Annotated in this window: 24 protein-coding genes; 6 read left to right on the top strand and 18 right to left on the bottom strand. The window is 44.0% G+C overall.

Annotation, left to right across the window (positions count from 1 at the left end; genetic code table 11):
- The first annotated feature begins 87 nt into the window (after nucleotides 1–87).
- From BM007_RS05915 to deoR, 3 genes are all read left to right on the top strand, one after another.
- Complete coding sequence (locus BM007_RS05915) at nucleotides 88–816, top strand: phosphatase PAP2 family protein (protein ID WP_090417604.1); 729 nt, start codon at nucleotides 88–90, stop codon at nucleotides 814–816.
- A gap of 7 nt (nucleotides 817–823) precedes the next feature.
- A complete protein-coding gene (gene ybjG, locus BM007_RS05920; protein ID WP_032649343.1) occupies nucleotides 824–1,432 on the top strand; it encodes an undecaprenyl-diphosphate phosphatase in 609 nt (202 codons plus the stop codon).
- 67 nt (nucleotides 1,433–1,499) lie between these two features.
- On the top strand, nucleotides 1,500–2,258 hold the full coding sequence (deoR, locus tag BM007_RS05925; protein WP_008503427.1) for a DNA-binding transcriptional repressor DeoR: 759 nt from the start codon (nucleotides 1,500–1,502) through the stop codon (nucleotides 2,256–2,258).
- Nucleotides 2,259–2,325: 67 nt separating this feature from the next.
- Here the strand turns inward: deoR and dacC are convergent, their stop codons facing one another.
- Nucleotides 2,326–3,531 (bottom strand): serine-type D-Ala-D-Ala carboxypeptidase, encoded by a 1,206-nt coding sequence (gene dacC / locus BM007_RS05930; RefSeq protein WP_048990359.1) that lies wholly within the window; start codon nucleotides 3,529–3,531, stop codon nucleotides 2,326–2,328.
- A 241-nt stretch (nucleotides 3,532–3,772) separates the two neighbouring features.
- Here dacC and BM007_RS05935 point away from each other — a divergent pair, with 241 nt between their 5' ends.
- Nucleotides 3,773–4,399 (top strand): glutathione S-transferase family protein, encoded by a 627-nt coding sequence (locus BM007_RS05935; protein WP_024908678.1) that lies wholly within the window; start codon nucleotides 3,773–3,775, stop codon nucleotides 4,397–4,399.
- Here the strand turns inward: BM007_RS05935 and BM007_RS05940 are convergent, their stop codons facing one another.
- From BM007_RS05940 to BM007_RS23350, 5 genes are all read right to left on the bottom strand, one after another.
- Complete coding sequence (locus tag BM007_RS05940; protein ID WP_090417606.1) at nucleotides 4,400–5,518, bottom strand: PQQ-dependent sugar dehydrogenase; 1,119 nt, start codon at nucleotides 5,516–5,518, stop codon at nucleotides 4,400–4,402.
- 106 nt (nucleotides 5,519–5,624) lie between these two features.
- On the bottom strand, nucleotides 5,625–6,008 hold the full coding sequence (bssR, locus tag BM007_RS05945) for a biofilm formation regulator BssR (protein WP_024908680.1): 384 nt from the start codon (nucleotides 6,006–6,008) through the stop codon (nucleotides 5,625–5,627).
- Nucleotides 6,009–6,379: 371 nt separating this feature from the next.
- Nucleotides 6,380–6,601 carry a DUF2188 domain-containing protein gene (locus BM007_RS05950; protein WP_072051591.1) on the bottom strand — a complete coding sequence of 74 codons (222 nt, stop codon included), beginning with the start codon at nucleotides 6,599–6,601 and terminating at the stop codon, nucleotides 6,380–6,382.
- A 91-nt stretch (nucleotides 6,602–6,692) separates the two neighbouring features.
- On the bottom strand, nucleotides 6,693–7,109 hold the full coding sequence (locus BM007_RS23345; RefSeq protein WP_228117509.1) for a class I SAM-dependent methyltransferase: 417 nt from the start codon (nucleotides 7,107–7,109) through the stop codon (nucleotides 6,693–6,695).
- A 77-nt stretch (nucleotides 7,110–7,186) separates the two neighbouring features.
- Complete coding sequence (locus BM007_RS23350; protein ID WP_228117510.1) at nucleotides 7,187–7,417, bottom strand: class I SAM-dependent methyltransferase; 231 nt, start codon at nucleotides 7,415–7,417, stop codon at nucleotides 7,187–7,189.
- 41 nt (nucleotides 7,418–7,458) lie between these two features.
- Between BM007_RS23350 and BM007_RS05960 the strand changes: the two genes are divergently transcribed.
- Complete coding sequence (locus BM007_RS05960; RefSeq protein WP_090417608.1) at nucleotides 7,459–8,145, top strand: hypothetical protein; 687 nt, start codon at nucleotides 7,459–7,461, stop codon at nucleotides 8,143–8,145.
- A 71-nt stretch (nucleotides 8,146–8,216) separates the two neighbouring features.
- Here the strand turns inward: BM007_RS05960 and tnpA are convergent, their stop codons facing one another.
- From tnpA to BM007_RS05975, 3 genes are all read right to left on the bottom strand, one after another.
- On the bottom strand, nucleotides 8,217–8,651 hold the full coding sequence (tnpA, locus tag BM007_RS05965) for an IS200/IS605 family transposase (protein WP_090417610.1): 435 nt from the start codon (nucleotides 8,649–8,651) through the stop codon (nucleotides 8,217–8,219).
- A gap of 153 nt (nucleotides 8,652–8,804) precedes the next feature.
- On the bottom strand, nucleotides 8,805–9,098 hold the full coding sequence (locus BM007_RS05970; RefSeq protein WP_090417612.1) for a hypothetical protein: 294 nt from the start codon (nucleotides 9,096–9,098) through the stop codon (nucleotides 8,805–8,807).
- Nucleotides 9,099–9,145: 47 nt separating this feature from the next.
- Nucleotides 9,146–9,430 (bottom strand): hypothetical protein, encoded by a 285-nt coding sequence (locus BM007_RS05975; RefSeq protein ID WP_090417614.1) that lies wholly within the window; start codon nucleotides 9,428–9,430, stop codon nucleotides 9,146–9,148.
- 517 nt (nucleotides 9,431–9,947) lie between these two features.
- Between BM007_RS05975 and BM007_RS05980 the strand changes: the two genes are divergently transcribed.
- On the top strand, nucleotides 9,948–10,700 hold the full coding sequence (locus BM007_RS05980) for a RipA family octameric membrane protein (RefSeq protein WP_090417616.1): 753 nt from the start codon (nucleotides 9,948–9,950) through the stop codon (nucleotides 10,698–10,700).
- A 19-nt stretch (nucleotides 10,701–10,719) separates the two neighbouring features.
- Here BM007_RS05980 and BM007_RS05985 read toward each other — a convergent pair whose 3' ends face one another.
- The 9 genes from BM007_RS05985 to BM007_RS23360 form a co-directional block, all read right to left on the bottom strand.
- Complete coding sequence (locus BM007_RS05985; RefSeq protein ID WP_090417618.1) at nucleotides 10,720–11,025, bottom strand: hypothetical protein; 306 nt, start codon at nucleotides 11,023–11,025, stop codon at nucleotides 10,720–10,722.
- A 270-nt stretch (nucleotides 11,026–11,295) separates the two neighbouring features.
- Nucleotides 11,296–11,490: a hypothetical protein gene (locus BM007_RS05990; RefSeq protein WP_090417620.1), complete on the bottom strand. Its 195-nt coding sequence runs from the start codon at nucleotides 11,488–11,490 to the stop codon at nucleotides 11,296–11,298.
- A gap of 549 nt (nucleotides 11,491–12,039) precedes the next feature.
- Nucleotides 12,040–12,399 (bottom strand): hypothetical protein, encoded by a 360-nt coding sequence (locus tag BM007_RS05995; protein ID WP_090417622.1) that lies wholly within the window; start codon nucleotides 12,397–12,399, stop codon nucleotides 12,040–12,042.
- Nucleotides 12,400–12,713: 314 nt separating this feature from the next.
- A complete protein-coding gene (locus BM007_RS06000; protein ID WP_090417624.1) occupies nucleotides 12,714–13,034 on the bottom strand; it encodes an HNH endonuclease signature motif containing protein in 321 nt (106 codons plus the stop codon).
- 76 nt (nucleotides 13,035–13,110) lie between these two features.
- Entirely contained in the window at nucleotides 13,111–13,260 is a 150-nt protein-coding gene (locus BM007_RS23200) for a hypothetical protein (protein ID WP_175557786.1), read from the bottom strand.
- Between the two features lie 203 nt (nucleotides 13,261–13,463).
- Nucleotides 13,464–13,634, bottom strand: a complete 171-nt coding sequence (locus BM007_RS23205; RefSeq protein WP_153257551.1) for a hypothetical protein — start codon at nucleotides 13,632–13,634, stop codon at nucleotides 13,464–13,466.
- A 191-nt stretch (nucleotides 13,635–13,825) separates the two neighbouring features.
- Complete coding sequence (locus tag BM007_RS22950) at nucleotides 13,826–14,083, bottom strand: hypothetical protein (RefSeq protein ID WP_139210883.1); 258 nt, start codon at nucleotides 14,081–14,083, stop codon at nucleotides 13,826–13,828.
- Between the two features lie 568 nt (nucleotides 14,084–14,651).
- Nucleotides 14,652–14,942: a hypothetical protein gene (locus BM007_RS23355; protein ID WP_244319944.1), complete on the bottom strand. Its 291-nt coding sequence runs from the start codon at nucleotides 14,940–14,942 to the stop codon at nucleotides 14,652–14,654.
- Nucleotides 14,943–14,963: 21 nt separating this feature from the next.
- On the bottom strand, nucleotides 14,964–15,611 hold the full coding sequence (locus tag BM007_RS23360; protein WP_244319943.1) for a hypothetical protein: 648 nt from the start codon (nucleotides 15,609–15,611) through the stop codon (nucleotides 14,964–14,966).
- Nucleotides 15,612–15,617 lie beyond the last annotated feature (6 nt).

Genomic DNA, 15,617 nt, shown 5'->3' on the forward strand with positions numbered 1-15,617 from the left:
GAAATAAAGCACATATCGTCTTCGTTTAAGGTTTCCTTAAGTTGACAGATTTATGATAGCCCCATTACTCGTCAACGACCCCAAATTATGGCACTCACTTCCAGCCGTTCAGAATTGTCTAACTTACAGACAAATAAGACAAAACGACTTTACCGCTTGCCGGGCCGCTTTTATGGTTATCAGCTTTTCGTACTGTTCGTCCTTGCCGTGCTTTTCACGTGGTTATCACGCAATGAAGCGCTCGACAGATGGCTCACCGGTTTTTGGTATGACGCGGCAACGCAGAGCTTTCCACTGCAGAAAGATCATCTGCTGGATCTGCTGAACCACCGTCTGGCGAAGTACATTGCCATCGCCTTAGGTGCCGTGGCGCTGTTTTACGGCGCTTACAAGCGTAACGCAAGGCTGGTCACGGCGGCGCTGCTGATGGGCGTTGGTGCGCTGGTGGTAGGCGTGCTGAAAAGCGTGAGCCATCACAGCTGCCCGTGGGATCTGGTGGAATATGGCGGTAAAGCTGTCTCTTATCCCCTGTTCAGCGCCGTCCCTGCTGACAGCGGTCCGGGGCGCTGCTTCCCCGGCGGTCACGCCTCCAGCGGCTTTATGGTGATGGGGCTGTTTTTTGCCTTCTGGCGCGAGCGTCCGCGTCTCGCCTGGTCCTTCGTCGCGCTGGGCGTGGTGTTAGGCCTGGTGATGGGCTACGGCCAGATCATGCGCGGGGCGCATTTTTTCTCTCACAACCTGTGGGCTGGGTGGTGGGTCTGGTTTTCTCAGGTGGTGGTCTACGGCCTTATTTCCACCCGGTTTGCTAAAGAGTGATAACGCTATGTTAGAGAATCTGAATTATCAGCTGTTTTATCTGATCAACGCCACCCCGGCCTCGCCTGAGTGGATGATCGACTTTGCCACCTTCCTGGCAAAAGATCTGATCAGCATCGTGCCCGCGCTGGCCGCCATCCTCTGGCTGTGGGGACCTCGTAGCCAGGTGAAAGCGCACCGCCAGCTGGTGATCAAAGTGGCGATGGCGCTGGGCGTGAGCGTTCTGGTGAGCTTCGCACTGGGTCATGTGTTCCCGCACCCCCGTCCTTTTGTGGCTCACGTGGGCTATACCTTCCTGCACCACGCGCCGGATGACTCGTTCCCGAGCGATCACGGTACGGTGATCTTCACCTTCGCACTGGCTTTCCTGTTCTGGCATCGCCTGTGGTCTGGTGCGGTCCTGATGGTGGCAGCCCTGGCAATCGCCTGGTCTCGCATTTACCTGGGTGTTCACTGGCCGCTGGATATGGTGGGCGGTTTCCTGGTCGGGCTGATTGGCTGCGTGAGCGCGGCTATCCTGTGGAGTCTCTTCGGTGAAGCGCTCTACCGCACGCTGTCTTCACTCTATCGTGCCATTTTCGCTATCCCGATCCGCAAAGGCTGGATACGTGACTAACCCCAACCTGACAGGTTACACTTGAACCCCCGCCCTGCGGGGGTTCACTTTTTTATCCCGAGGAACTATGGAAACACGTCGCGATGACCGCATTGCTCAGCTGCTACAGGCGCTGAAGCGCAGCGATAAGCTGCATCTTAAGGAAGCCGCCAACCTCCTCGGCGTCTCAGAGATGACCATTCGTCGGGATCTGAATAGCGAGAGCGCGCCCGTCGTGCTGCTGGGCGGGTATATTGTGCTTGAGCCGCGCAGCGCCAGCCATTATCTGATCAGCGACCAGAAGACGCGCCTGGTGGAAGAGAAACGCAAAGCCGCGCGGCTTGCAGCCTCACTGGTACAGCCGCACCAGACGCTGTTTTTTGACTGCGGTACCACTACGCCGTGGATTATCGAGGCCATCGACAGCAGCATTCCGTTCACCGCCGTCTGCTACTCCCTGAACACCTTTCTGGCGCTTCAGGAGAAACCCGAGTGCCGGGTGATCCTATGCGGCGGCGAGTTTCACGCCAGCAACGCCATCTTTAAGCCGCTTAACCTGCAGGACACGCTCAGCAATCTCTGTCCGGATATCGCGTTTTATTCCGCCGCCGGCGTTAATGTGCGCCAGGGCGCGACCTGCTTTAATCTGGAAGAGCTGCCGGTGAAGCACTGGGCGTTGAGCGCCGCGCAGTACCATGTGCTGGTAGTCGATCACAGCAAGTTTGGTAAGGTACGTTCGGCAAGAATGGGCGAGCTTGCGCAGTTCGATGCCATCGTCAGCGATTGCCGCCCGGACGACGAGATCGTGGCCCACGCGAAGGCGCAGCAGGTGAAGTTGATGTATTAAACGGGGTGCGGTCTGGTGCTCTCACCCCGGCCCTCTCCCACAGGGAGAGGGAGAAAACCCATCGAGTTTAGCTAAACCAGCTGCCAAACCACCCGTGGAATTTCATCATCACGAAATCCCACATCCGGCTGAAGAAGCCACCCTCTTCCACCGCTTCCATCACAATCAGCGGACGCTGTTCAATCGACTTACCGTTGAGCTGGAAATCAATGGTTCCGACCACCTGGCCTTTTTTCAGCGGCGCGGTGAGCTGCGGGTCGGTCAGGGTGTAGCTGGCTTTCAGGTTTTTCAGCTGACCGCGCGGAATGGTCACCGAGCCCGCCTCACCCGCGCCCAGGTTCACTTCGCTCTTGTCGCCAAACCAGACGCGTTGGCTGACGAACGTGGCATCCGGTTTAATCGGCGTCACGGTTTCATAGAAGCGGAAGCCCCAGGTCAGCAGTTTTTCTGATTCATTAAAGCGAATACGGTCGGTTTTGGTGCCCAGCACCACCGAAATCAGGCGCATATCGCCCTGGGTCGCGGAGGCCACCAGGTTATAACCGGCACCCGCCGTGGTGCCGGTTTTCATCCCGTCCACATTGACGTTGCTGCTCCACAGCAGGCGGTTGCGGTTCGGCTGGCGGATTTTGTTGAACGTAAACTCTTTCTCTTTGTGGATCGCGTATTCATCCGGCACGTCGTGGATCAGCGCTTTCCCCAGCAGCGCCATGTCGCGCGCGGTACTGAACTGTCCCGGCGAATCCAGACCGTGAACCGTTTTAAAGGTCGTATTGGTCAGGCCCAGCTTTTGCGCGTAGCCATTCATCAAACCAATGAAAGAATCCTGGCTGCCGGCAACATAATCGGCCAGCGCGATGCACGCATCATTTCCCGACTGAATAATTACCCCTTTGTTTAGATCGGAAACGGAAACCTGATCGCCCGGCTTCAGGAACATCACCGATGACCCGCGCAGCGCCGGGTTGCCGGTCGCCCACGCGTCCTTACCGATGGTCACCATATCGTTCAGCTTAATCTTGCCCGCTTTTAACGCCTGGCCCACCACATAGCTGGTCATGATTTTGGTCAGGCTTGCCGGATCGAGTTTCTCATCCGCATTCCCTTCCGCCAGCACTTTACCGCTGGAATAATCCATCAGGATCCAGGCGCGCGCATCCACAGGCGGCGCTTCGGGCGCAGCCTGTTCAGCTGCGTAGAGCGTTGGTGCAAACAGGAAAATAAGCGCAGAGCCGGTCGCCAGGCTGCGCAGAGAAGTCATTTTACGCGTCATAAATGCCACCCGAGTGTCCATTCAAAAATTACGTCACATCACCGTGTCGCAAGAAGCGATGAGTAATAGCGCACTAAAACCGTTAAAGAAACCCAACGAGGGTAAAGTTATTAAAGTTTATGCAATAACATTCAGATACGCTTTGATTAAGACGATTTTTTTGTCTTCTGTTGCGTAATTGTTAGGTTTATCTCACCATGGCGAAAGGCTGACTCGGATTCACATCTCATCGGGAGTAAATATGATTACGCTGTGGGGCAGAAATAATTCGACCAACGTTAAGAAAGTGCTCTGGACGCTGGAAGAGCTGGATTTACCGTTCAATCAAATCATGGCTGGCATGTCGTTCGGCGTGAACAAAGAGGCAGACTATCTGGCCATGAACCCGAACGGTCTGGTGCCGCTGCTGCGCGATGATGAAACAGACGCGACGCTTTGGGAGTCCAACACCATTGTGCGTTACCTCGCCGCGCAGTACGGTCAGGGCCGTCTGTGGGTTGAAAACCCCGCCCGGCGCGCTCAGGGCGAAAAGTGGATGGACTGGGCAAACCAGACGTTATCCCCGACCCACCGCGTGATCCTGATGGGGCTTATCCGCACGCCGGAAGCTGAACGCGACTATCCCGCAATTCACGCCGCGCAGGATGCCTGCGAAAATCTGTTTGCGATGATGGATGACGAGCTGGCGAAGCACGCATGGTTCTCCGGCGAGGCGTTCGGCACAGGCGATATCGCCGTGGCGCCGTTCGTCTGGAACCTGACCAACATGGGTCTGAAGTGGACGCCGCGCCCTCACCTTGAGCGCTGGCTTAAACAGCTGAGCGATCGCCCGGCGTACCGCAACGTGGTGATGATCCCGGTCACCTGATTACGCTCCGGACGGGCTGACTTTCAACAGCTGCCCGTCCGTCTCGTCGGTCAGGACATACAGATACCCATCCGGCCCGACCCGCACATCGCGAATACGCTGGTCCCGGTCGCCCAGAATGCGCCCGTCCTCCGTCACCTTGTTTCCCTCCACGCTCAGCACGATCACGTCCTTCTCCTTCAGCGCCCCAATAAACAGCTTGTTTTTCCACTGCGGGAAAACGTCGCTGTTGTAGAACGCCATGCCGCTCACCGCGGGTGAGACTTTCCAGACGAACAGCGGCTTCTCGGTGCCCTCAACGTGCTCGCCTTTGGCTTCCGGGATTTTCAGGCCGCTGTAGTTAATGCCGTGCGTGGCCAGCGGCCAGCCGTAGTTCTTACCTTTCTCCGGAATGTTGATCTCATCCCCGCCGCGCGGGCCATGCTCGTTCAGCCAAAGCGTGTCGCTCCAGGGGTTCATCGCCATCCCCTGCGGGTTGCGAATGCCGTAAGACCAGATTTCGGGCCGCGCGCCGGGGGTATTCACAAAGGGGTTATCCGACGGGACTTTCCCGTCTTCGGTGAGGCGCACCACTTTACCCTGCAATTTATCCAGATCCTGCGCCGTCGGACGCTGATTGTTCTCGCCGAGTCCGATAAAGAGAGAACCTTTGCCGTCAAACACCAGTCGTCCACCAAAATGGTTCCCGGTGGAGAGTTTCGGCATCTGGCGGAACACCACCTGGAAGGCTTCAATACGCGTAAAATCGTCGCTTAGCCGGCCATAGCCCACCGCCGTCCCGGCTTTGCCGTCACTCCCTGCTTCGGCGAAGCTCAGCCAGACGCGGCGTGATTTTTCAAAATCCGGGGCGAGGACCACGTCCAGCAGCCCTCCCTGACCGTTTGCCCAGACCTTCGGCACGCCGATAATCGGATCGGACAACCCTTTTCCGTCCTGCCAGCGTTTGAGCTGACCGTCCTTCAGGGTCACCAGCAGGCCTTGATTGTCCGGCAGAAACGCCAGAGACCAGGGGTGATCGAGTTTATTTTGCAGCACCTCGACCTTGACCGCCTCTGGCGCAGCAAGAAGCGAAAATGGAATGAATAACGCAGGCAGGAAAATCAGCGAGGATCGAGGCATAACGCGCTCCTTTATCGGCATATGGCATAAAGGTTAGCCACTGCATCCGGGCGCGTTACCACTTTTACAAAAGCTTAATCAGAAGGGGGAGTTGCCTCCCCCGGGATCAGTGCTGTTCAAGCTGTTTGTGCTCGTTCAGACACATGATGCATAGAGAGAGCGTTGTCAGGCAGTTTTCAAGCTTCTCCGCGTTTACGGCGATAAAGTTCGGGCAGTCGTGGCGTCCGTTCATCAGACACACCCCTGCTATGGAGAGCACCTCGGCGGCGCGGCGCAGCGCTATTTCTTCACTTTCGCCGCCGTTCGCCTTCAGGGTCGGTGCTTTTTCACGCATGAAATTACACAGTTCAAACAGGTTATCACGCAGATGTTCGCTTTCGCTGACTGACATATACCCTTTTGCCTTCCTCAACTGCAGGTACGCGGCCAGGTCGATTCGGGCGTTGATCAGCTTGTTCAGCAGATCGCGTTTAAGTCTGTCAACGGTCATGCTCTTTCCTCCTCTGTCAGCCATGGTGCATTGTCAGGATAAGTTCATTTTTTGTACAGTTTAATGCCTGGGATCAATTTTTATTAACTGATTAACATAATTTACAATGTTACAACCTCGGCCCGACGCATCCGCCTTGCAAAGAGTGTATAAATCCCCCGCGATACGCTGTAAAATCCCGCCCTGATAACTCCATAATTGATGAATTTTTAACCTATGAGCAATGTTACGCACCAGCCGAAAATCGGCTTCGTCTCCCTGGGCTGCCCTAAGAATCAAGAAATAAAATCCGCCTGATTAATCTTCATTCACCGTTATCTATTGAAAAGACAAAAAAAAGAGGCCATCGGCCTCTTTTGCTTTACTGAAATTTATCCCTTAGGCGGATATGGATCGTTGCCATATGAGTCACGAGAACGAATCTGCCCATCACGTCCATGAATTAACAATTCACTTTGTTGATGTCGAGCTATCTCACGAGCAGCTTCTATAGCTTCAGCTTGCGTTGAATGTACAGAAGTTGCTCGTTCATTACCTTCACCTTTTACAGCCCATCCATCAGGATGCGTTACTACATGTTGGTTCTTACCCATACAAATTACCTGCTGTGTGAAATACACCATGTGGTGCAATAAGTAAGTATAGACACAACATGTAGCGTTACGCTTGCTTAAAATCACATTTTCAGTACTCAACCGTCACAACCCCACAGATTACCTTAGTACCGTTCCATTCATCCTTGTAGATACTGGTATCAATACCCACCCCGAGTTGAAACGTGTACCCTGTATCATTAACAAACTTCTGGTACTTGGCTGTGGCTGTCTGTACTGAAGCGTCATAGTACTTATGTCCAGTGTACTTAAACCCTGCTGAACCTTGCGGTACAATCCATGCCCCATTGGATGAGAAAGTACTCGCATGTTCAATCACCTTGTATTCGAATTCTGAGCCTGTGTAACGGCCTGTATACGCTTCTGATGTGTTGATCTTGCTGAAAGGTGGATTGTCATAGGCAACATCATAGAAACGGTCTGGTGAGTACTGGAGAGCGTCACCAATGATCCATTCTGCCTCTGGTAGTACCCTCTTTCCGATCATTACGTACTCTGGATTCAGCTCAGCACAGGTAATGTGTGTTGGCTTGTTTCTCAAGTACTGGTAGTAGCTGAGGCGACCTATACCCGCACAAAGTTCAATACATTACATTGACCAGTACAACCAGCATCAAGTATGAAATCCCATGCGAGCATTTCAGGTATGAAGAAAGCACCAGTAGCCCCTATACCATCGCCTTTGTAGTTGTTGAAGATAAACTCTTTATCGTCTTGGGTTAGTTGCTTATCTGAGTGGATGAGATCCATTACTTGAATGTGTAATGCTGATTCCTTTTTTGTAATTCTTGCCATAAAATACCATTTACCATTTAATGTAAAGGTATTTAGGAAGAATGAAACAGTGGGCTAAAGGACTTTTTAAAAACTTTAAACTGTCCCATATAAGCTGGATGATTGTTGGGGTGTTTCTTACAGAATTTATCACTTGGGTTTTATATAAGACCCCAAAAAAAATTACAGCTCCAGGCTTTTCAGCGATTGTAGCTGCCTGTGCTTTATCTTTGGCTGTGTATTCAGCGTATCAATTGACAAAATGGATAAAAAGCAAAGTAAATGATAAAGGGTTTAAAAAGTGTGAAGCTATCATTGATAAAATCCAAGAAATAGCTGTAGAAGCTGTGAAAATCAATATCATTATTGAGGAGTTGTTTATAACGAAAAAAGTCATTATTAATGAAAGCATTTATAATAAAACTATTGAAAAGTTAAATATTGAAAAGGAAAAACTCAGAGAAGTAATGTTAGAAATGCATGCTCATGAATTGCATTTACAGATTTGGGGATTTGAAATTTCAACAAATTACTCATTAAAAGAGTTCAATGACATCTTAATAAAATATATTTCATCAATTAATAAAACAATTAAAAACTCGAAACAACTGTTGCTAATTGGGGAATATAAAGAAGTAGGTAAAGATAGGGAACAATATAAAGAGGCATTACGAAGAGTTAGCGATTACATGGATACAATTAATGGTTCATCTTTCGATGAAATCTTTGTACCATTTGGTAAGAAGTAAAAGACCACCTTCTTAGAAGGTGGCTTTCTAGAATGCCCCCTGTAAGGGGAGCTATTGTTTCCTTCCTGTTTCTACTCTAGCAATTCCATCTGCTGTTCGTGCGTTTGTTCCGTTTTCTCCTGATGCCGCACATATCGTCTGATGATCTCTTCGTTTACCTCTACCGTATCGACAAAGTAGCCGCGTGACCAAAAATGGTTTCCCCATAACTTCTTCCTGATATGTGGAAAACGATTGTAGAGTCTGATGGCACTGCGGCCTTTCAGATGCCCCATCAGGGTTGATATTGAGATTTTAGGTGGGACGCTTACAACAAGATGTACATGATCTGGTTGAACATTTAACTCCAGAACCTCACAATCTTTTATTCCGCAGAGAATGTAGATTGTCCTGTAAAGCTCCTTACCCAGCTTATCTTGGAGGATCCTGAATCGATATTTTGGCGTCCAGACTATGTGGTATTTGCAACGCCAATATACATGTGATGAACTCCTGTAAAGCCCCATGTCAGTCTGTCTCCTTTTACTTGTGGTGAGTAAGAAGAGATATTCCGACATGGGCATTCTTCAGGCTATAGCCTTACAGGATCAATCACCACCTCCCAAGAGGTGGTTTAGGGATGACAATGAAAAACCACATCATTGTAGTGGTTTTTTAAGTTATTTCGCTACAACCTTCCAGCGTCCACCAGGCTTTGTTATCTCATACTGGTACTGATCATCACACCATACGTCTATGCGGCCTGAGAAGTTCGCATTGCTAAACGTTGTGACTTTATCGCATGTGTAATCACGCTGGATAAGAGCCTGAGCGAAATCCTTAGCATCCTGTAACTCTTGCTCTGTAAGCTTGTTAGATGGTTCTTCGGCTTGTGTTTCATGCTTGTCATCACCACCCGCGAGTTTGATGAATAATGCTATCAACACCAATACAACAGCTATAATCCTTCCCATTGTTAAACCTTATAGATTATCTGTAGTTTATACCGTAACTATTTTCATCAGTCCTTAATGAATTGTTGTACTGAATACCCTACCTCGCCCGAATGACCGAACGACATGAACCCATGATCCATAACCTGTACGTTACGTATCGTCATAGGTTCTTCAACCGTAACGCAACTACCAGCTTTGACCATCTTCAACATCACACCCTGATCTTTAGTCGAGATAGCACTAATCATCTTCATCAGATTTCCGTAGCTGTCACAGTAAAAACCCTCAGAGATAGTAGCGGCCTGTGATGAACCGGCCATGAATAGTACTGCCAATAATAATTTTTTCATTTTCTTCCTTATAAGCTACAAGAAATGATAGTTAGGAAATGAACAACAGATTTCCCATCATGGATAGTATCGGCCTTAAGTGGAATTTCTTTACTTACATGCGAAATGAATAGTAGAAAATCAGTACTGAGGATTATCATGTGATAGCTTCACGCCACACCCACACCTTAAACAAACCTACCCATCGTGGAGGTTGTGAGGTTGTGAGGTTGTGAGGTTGTGAGGTTGTGAGGTTGTGAGGTTGTGAGGTTGTGAGTGTACTTGATTGCGTTTACAGTGGTAAAGTACAATAATCGTTCAAATGATTTAGTTGTGGGTTTTATCAACAATGGAATTAAAAAAAAAAACTTAGTATTATTGGGAATCAATATAGTGCTGTTTATCGTTGCAATTTTAGTACTAATCAAGGTTCTGTTTTCTGGTTCCCCGGAATAGTTTGGAACCATGACCTCGTTTAGAGTGGCCTCCACTTTAAATGGTTAATATCAAGTTCTTTTATGAAGATAAACGAGTATATATGATCATTTCACGTAATGTTGATTACTTTGAGCTACTCCTAGATAAGACCCGCAATCATAATGGTGTTATTAATGCGGATAATCTGGATATAGAAAAAATTAAAAATGCCTTTGAGAGATCACATGACATACGTAAATTTGAGATTGGTCTTTATTGGCAGCGTTCTGGATACATATTAGGTTTTTTATCAGTGCTTGCTGCTGCGATTGCTTATTGCTTTTCTGTGTATTTCAAAGAAACAACAACTGAAAGCACTAAGTTTATCATGATATTAACAATGACTTGTTTAGCGGTTATCGGAGTATCATTATGTAACTTTTGGCGACGTATAATCAAGGCTAGCAAGTACTGGCAAGAAAACTGGGAATATAATATTGATATGCTTGAACCCTTTGTATCTGGTAATCTTCATAAAATTCACTTCTATAAGACAGACAAACAATATAATAGATTCTCAATTAATGAAGTTGTATTGTCAATATGCAACCGCATTAATATTATATTATACATGATCGTTTTTTTCGTTTTCGCATTGATCATAAATGAACTTTTCCCTTTTAATAAAGAATTTCCAATATCAAAAGCGACTATTTATCTTGTAGGTTCGCCTCTACTTTTAATTTACTTGTTAATTGAATTTGTTGGCTTAGCTATTTTTCGTAAATCGGATAAATTTAGACCGAGGAGTAGAATTATTTCCAAAGATCAATTAAAAGTTACGATTGATAAAATTAACTGTTCAAAAGGTTAATTTATACTAATAGCATGGTTTATTTGTATAGCCATTTATCACTTGGGTAATCATCGGAATATTGCCTCTTTAAATGGCTGTATAATGTCTTCACTGCCCTTATGGTTGTTTCTAGTTCAGGGTTGACGGTTAGCTGCTGGAAGTAAGCAGCCTCATCATTTTGTAGTTCTAAGTAGCAGTACATATCAATAGTTTCTTTTTTATATGTACCATGTAGTTCTAGTACCAAACCACTATCGCCATCAGTTTCTACTCTGATTTTGTCTGTAACATATAGAAAGTAAAATGAATCATCTTCGTAAGTCTGAAATTCTGTTCTAAGCATATGTAAATCTTGTTATTAGATTAGTACCGCTACCCCTTCAATGTATTTACTGATAATGCTTAGATGAGGCTGTAAGCAATTAAATTAATACAATGAATCTTTAAGCATCCCTGCCAACTGGCTGGCCTCTCTACTACTCAGTACCGTCCAGTAGGTATTACACTGTTTGGTAAGTACATATAATTGGGATTATTAGCATACAGGTTATGTCCAGTAAAAAAGCCGCATATAAATTGCGGCTTTATCTTCTAATTCATATCTAGTAGTGAATTAGTTATCGAAAATATCTGAATCACCTTTCCTATTATATGCCTGTTCAAACATTTTCTGGATATCACTAACTGGTAAATTGATTTGTGCATCTGATGGTAATTGCTGGTTAGTAATTCCATCATATAATATAACCGTATCTTTATAATCATCGTTAACGGCATATCGCCCATAAATCTTTGTGTATGTAGTCATTTCTATCATCCTCGTGTGTGTTTGATAAGTTTATTATTCCAGACTAAATAAAAAAGTGAACCCCCTTAGAGAAATATTTAATAAAGTCAATACTGGCCGCGTTTCCAGTTAGGTTTCATTAGATATTCCTTTTTGTTAGTAATGCCCTCTGTGGGCGGCTGCGTGTGCGGGTGACTCGTTCAGGTGTGACTCCGTGGCGACTCACAAATACTTTGAATAATTACTTTGATAGTAGCTCTTGGGGTTTTGTTACTTTGACAGTACTGTTACTTGTCTGAGCGAAAGCGAGAAAAAACGCTTGCGGGTTTTTGATGCGATAGCAGAGAAAAACGCAAAGTTACTAACCAATACTACGAGGAGTTCTCGACGAGTAGTATTCGTGACGCAAGTCACAGTTTCATTGAATACTGATAGAGAAAGAAATACATGGAATGAAATGGAATGGATTTCGTATCTCTATACTTAGTTGCCGTATTGACGATAAGACGCGGGTTTCAGGAGCTTTTTTTTGCCGTATTACGGCATGGAACTATGCGTATTAAGGCACAATTAACGCAAACTCTTTAAGTACTCAATCATGTCATCAATATAGTTACCTTGTTTTCGTAGCTCTAATAGTTTATCTACCTCTTTATACGTTAGCGTTCTTTGTCTATGTGCTGGTGCTGGTAGTGCGTCTGGGTGCTCCATCATATACTGCTCTATTCGTTTTGCTGCATCCATGATCGCTGCCCCGTAGTAGCTTATCATACGTTCTTTTACTTGTTTCTTATTCTGTTGTACTTTAATAGCATTGACAGTACTGAATAGTAAATCATTTCGAATTTCATCCTCATTACTCAATACTGTAAACAAATCATATACACTAATTTTATCTCTCACATTAAGTTTAGCTATTGAATCCTTCATAATGTTCTTGATATTTTCACATGGGATATCTTTATATAGCTTGCACTGACTAATTAGTGCCTTTATACTTCTGTTATCAAAACTTGAATATGTTTTGTCATAATAAACACATTGTAAAAGGTTAATTAATACTGGCCTGATGTGTTCCTAGCATTCAGGCTTTTTTCTTAATTATTTCTAACAATACTACGATAACCAGCACGGGAAATGTTACGATTAAACTTAGTATTGAAGTACTGACATAGTTTCTCACCAACAAATGCAGAATTTCGGATATCTTGCTTCTGTTCTTCCAATAATTTTTGGCGTTCGATTTACTTACGTTTGGCTTTAAGAATATTCTCTGATTGTGTTATCCATCGTAAGTTACTTACTTCATTGTTTAGTGGGTTATCGTCAATATGATCTACAACTAATCCCTTGTGTTGCCCTAAGAATGTTTCAGCTACTAAGCGATGTACCTCATGCGTTACTGTTTTCTTACTACCCTTATTAACAACTGATAGTGATACCTTACGATAACCACTGCTTTTACTGATACCACCTTCTAGTACTTTACCATTTTTAGTATTACGTACAGTACCGTAGTTACTTACTTCATAATTTTCATATTGAGTTTGTTTGAAATATTCCATTTTATAAATCCATTTACAAATATGCTAACTAATCCTTGTTAGTACTGCAAAATATTTTTTACGATAGTATCAAACGTTACTTACCCATAATCATGTACTGATTAACTAAGTAAACTAAAGCACCACTTTGTGACTTTGCTTTTCCTTCATCGACAAATTTTTGTAGTGCTAATAGATGTGACTCAGATAAACGTACATTTATTTGTTTCTCTTTTTTATCTTTCATCGAGTGTACCTTGAATATTGCTATACATTTTTCAGAATAAAATGAACCCAAAAAAACCGCCATTGCGATGGGGTTTACTTTAAGCATTTGGAGGATTTTTATCATGGTAGAACGAATGTTCTATATACTATATAGTATCTCATGATTTTTGAACATCCCAAAAACTGCTAATAACTAGTACCGAATTGTGTTCTTTCTACTTTTTATTTATCTTTTAATTTTTGGGGAAACTGCCAGATACGGGCGATAATCCATAAAACCACTATAATTAGTAGGTACAGCATCCAACCAAGTAATAAGTACTGGATGAATCCTGTACCCATGATGATAACGCCAATGATCAGTACTAAAGAAGTGATTAACCAATCTACCATTTGAATACTCCCGTGATGATTATTATAGGAGTGTTTATTGAATTTACTTCACAAATGGTCTGTTATGTAGTTATAACCAGTAATTAATTCTAATATTTTACCTGCTATCTATTGATTCTTTTGCCACTGTATTTCCTTTAGACGTAAAAAAGCCGTAACGGTGTACGGCATTATTTTTCCATTTTGAATAACTACTTTAATGGTTCAAACTGTGTAATAGTACCATCACACCATTCAACTAATGGTAATCCACTTGGATGGTAACCAATGATAGTACCAGTACGATTACCATCATTAACTTTACCACCTAATTCACCATTACTTATATGAATACCAAAGTAATAACCACATTTATCATTAGTACATTGAATACCAAAGTTATCATTCACTGTCATTACTTCACCACATTCAGTATCACCATTACATTTTGGACATTTCATTTCTAACATAGTTATTACCTTTTCTATTGATTGAATTAAAATATATATTGGAGATTACCCTAAACTACCATATCATTCACCCCAACTATTTTACAGCTGGATAGTAATAAAAACAGTTTGAGGTACTTCTATTGTTTTATTCATTTTCATGTGGCAGGCCTAGCCTATGAAGGTAAGAGGCGACCCGATTACGACAGATAAATCATCAAACCACCGCTTGATGAAATTTATTATCCCAAACATTTTTATTTCGGCAAGCATTATTTTTGGGTTGGAATAGGCCGATCCCCCTCCAGGCCTTTATCCATGCGACTTTCAAACACTTAATTTTTTTAATTGAAAATTTCTAAGAACTATAAATTTCAATAGTATTTGAACAGAATGGTATTGATAAGTATATTCCTCAAAAGTATTGCCAAAGTACATAAACAATAAACCCCGATACTTACGGGCTTAGTACTGTTACTCACGAATTATCTGTTCATTAGTAACCATGAGTATATTTTATTTATGAGAGTGAAAATAAGTACAAAAAGCCCCTAGAGGGGCTTAATAAAAATAGTTGGAGCTATAATGTTTAATGTATTTTGAATTTTTCAATAAATTGTTGACGAGTTAACCCTGTCGTTTCGAGTGCACTTGTAATCGCTTTAGGCAATCTACCATTAAATGAAATAGTGTATACCACACCTTCAAAAGCAATCGTTAATTTCTCGTGCTTTCCAGTATTAGGCCAAAATTGTGTACCTTTAATTTCTGGATAACCAACTTCGAAAAGCAAAGTTACAGGAGTATCATACATTGCTACATAGCTTTCTTTTAATTTTCGCAAGTAACCTACTGCCTTTTGGATTTCAGGCATCTTCATTATGATCATTTTCAAGTACTGTTAGTGTCCCCTCTTTCCCTGTATCAAAATCGATATCAAACCGCCAATGTGGTTTTCTATCAACGCCACCAAACACCAAAACTTCAAAACTTCATCATTACCATAATATTTAATTCTTATAGTTATACATTCCTCTGTTTTATCTACCACGATATATTCTATAATTGCATCAATAACTTTTCTGATCTTATCCCTATCATTATCTTCCATATTTATAAAAACAGCCCATTGAATAAGGATGAGAAACTCCATGATATCTACTTCAAAAGAACCTTTTCCTTGCAATGAAACTAATCTTTCTTTCAGTTTCTCTACGGATAAAACAAGTTCCTTTCTCTTGCTATTAATTTCGTTCAAAGAATGACCCAAAGAACTTACATCAGGTGCAATAGCTATTGCAATAACAATATTAGAAATTTGAGTATCTAAATCTTTGATCAAGGTTTCTTTTTTATTGAGTTCTTCTTCTAATACGGTTGTATCAGTACCACTTCTCCTACTTTTATCCATGTAGCCAATTAATAGTGCAATCATAGTACAGTGTTCAACTAATTGTGCTGTGATTGACCAACCTGAACACCCCTTTTGTAGATGTACTCCGTTTGTACAGATGTATCGTGCTTTGCCATGATTCATAAATGAATGCATAGTACC

Source organism: Enterobacter sp. NFIX59, assembly GCF_900113755.1.
GTDB classification, from domain to species: Bacteria; Pseudomonadota; Gammaproteobacteria; order Enterobacterales; family Enterobacteriaceae; genus Enterobacter; species Enterobacter pseudoroggenkampii.

What these genes read in the sequence shown, in the direction of transcription:
- BM007_RS05915 (WP_090417604.1), top strand. Translation starts at nt 88, where the DNA reads ATGGCACTCACTTCCAGCCGTTCAGAATTGTCTAACTTACAGACAAAT.
- ybjG (WP_032649343.1), top strand. Translation starts at nt 824, where the DNA reads ATGTTAGAGAATCTGAATTATCAGCTGTTTTATCTGATCAACGCCACC.
- deoR (WP_008503427.1), top strand. Translation starts at nt 1,500, where the DNA reads ATGGAAACACGTCGCGATGACCGCATTGCTCAGCTGCTACAGGCGCTG.
- dacC (WP_048990359.1), bottom strand. Translation starts at nt 3,531, where the DNA reads ATGACGCGTAAAATGACTTCTCTGCGCAGCCTGGCGACCGGCTCTGCG.
- BM007_RS05935 (WP_024908678.1), top strand. Translation starts at nt 3,773, where the DNA reads ATGATTACGCTGTGGGGCAGAAATAATTCGACCAACGTTAAGAAAGTG.
- BM007_RS05940 (WP_090417606.1), bottom strand. Translation starts at nt 5,518, where the DNA reads ATGCCTCGATCCTCGCTGATTTTCCTGCCTGCGTTATTCATTCCATTT.
- bssR (WP_024908680.1), bottom strand. Translation starts at nt 6,008, where the DNA reads ATGACCGTTGACAGACTTAAACGCGATCTGCTGAACAAGCTGATCAAC.
- BM007_RS05950 (WP_072051591.1), bottom strand. Translation starts at nt 6,601, where the DNA reads ATGGGTAAGAACCAACATGTAGTAACGCATCCTGATGGATGGGCTGTA.
- BM007_RS23345 (WP_228117509.1), bottom strand. Translation starts at nt 7,109, where the DNA reads ATGATCGGAAAGAGGGTACTACCAGAGGCAGAATGGATCATTGGTGAC.
- BM007_RS23350 (WP_228117510.1), bottom strand. Translation starts at nt 7,417, where the DNA reads ATGGCAAGAATTACAAAAAAGGAATCAGCATTACACATTCAAGTAATG.
- BM007_RS05960 (WP_090417608.1), top strand. Translation starts at nt 7,459, where the DNA reads ATGAAACAGTGGGCTAAAGGACTTTTTAAAAACTTTAAACTGTCCCAT.
- tnpA (WP_090417610.1), bottom strand. Translation starts at nt 8,651, where the DNA reads ATGGGGCTTTACAGGAGTTCATCACATGTATATTGGCGTTGCAAATAC.
- BM007_RS05970 (WP_090417612.1), bottom strand. Translation starts at nt 9,098, where the DNA reads ATGGGAAGGATTATAGCTGTTGTATTGGTGTTGATAGCATTATTCATC.
- BM007_RS05975 (WP_090417614.1), bottom strand. Translation starts at nt 9,430, where the DNA reads ATGAAAAAATTATTATTGGCAGTACTATTCATGGCCGGTTCATCACAG.
- BM007_RS05980 (WP_090417616.1), top strand. Translation starts at nt 9,948, where the DNA reads ATGATCATTTCACGTAATGTTGATTACTTTGAGCTACTCCTAGATAAG.
- BM007_RS05985 (WP_090417618.1), bottom strand. Translation starts at nt 11,025, where the DNA reads ATGCTTAGAACAGAATTTCAGACTTACGAAGATGATTCATTTTACTTT.
- BM007_RS05990 (WP_090417620.1), bottom strand. Translation starts at nt 11,490, where the DNA reads ATGACTACATACACAAAGATTTATGGGCGATATGCCGTTAACGATGAT.
- BM007_RS05995 (WP_090417622.1), bottom strand. Translation starts at nt 12,399, where the DNA reads ATGAAGGATTCAATAGCTAAACTTAATGTGAGAGATAAAATTAGTGTA.
- BM007_RS06000 (WP_090417624.1), bottom strand. Translation starts at nt 13,034, where the DNA reads ATGGAATATTTCAAACAAACTCAATATGAAAATTATGAAGTAAGTAAC.
- BM007_RS23200 (WP_175557786.1), bottom strand. Translation starts at nt 13,260, where the DNA reads ATGAAAGATAAAAAAGAGAAACAAATAAATGTACGTTTATCTGAGTCA.
- BM007_RS23205 (WP_153257551.1), bottom strand. Translation starts at nt 13,634, where the DNA reads ATGGTAGATTGGTTAATCACTTCTTTAGTACTGATCATTGGCGTTATC.
- BM007_RS22950 (WP_139210883.1), bottom strand. Translation starts at nt 14,083, where the DNA reads ATGTTAGAAATGAAATGTCCAAAATGTAATGGTGATACTGAATGTGGT.
- BM007_RS23355 (WP_244319944.1), bottom strand. Translation starts at nt 14,942, where the DNA reads ATGAAGATGCCTGAAATCCAAAAGGCAGTAGGTTACTTGCGAAAATTA.
- BM007_RS23360 (WP_244319943.1), bottom strand. Translation starts at nt 15,611, where the DNA reads ATGCATTCATTTATGAATCATGGCAAAGCACGATACATCTGTACAAAC.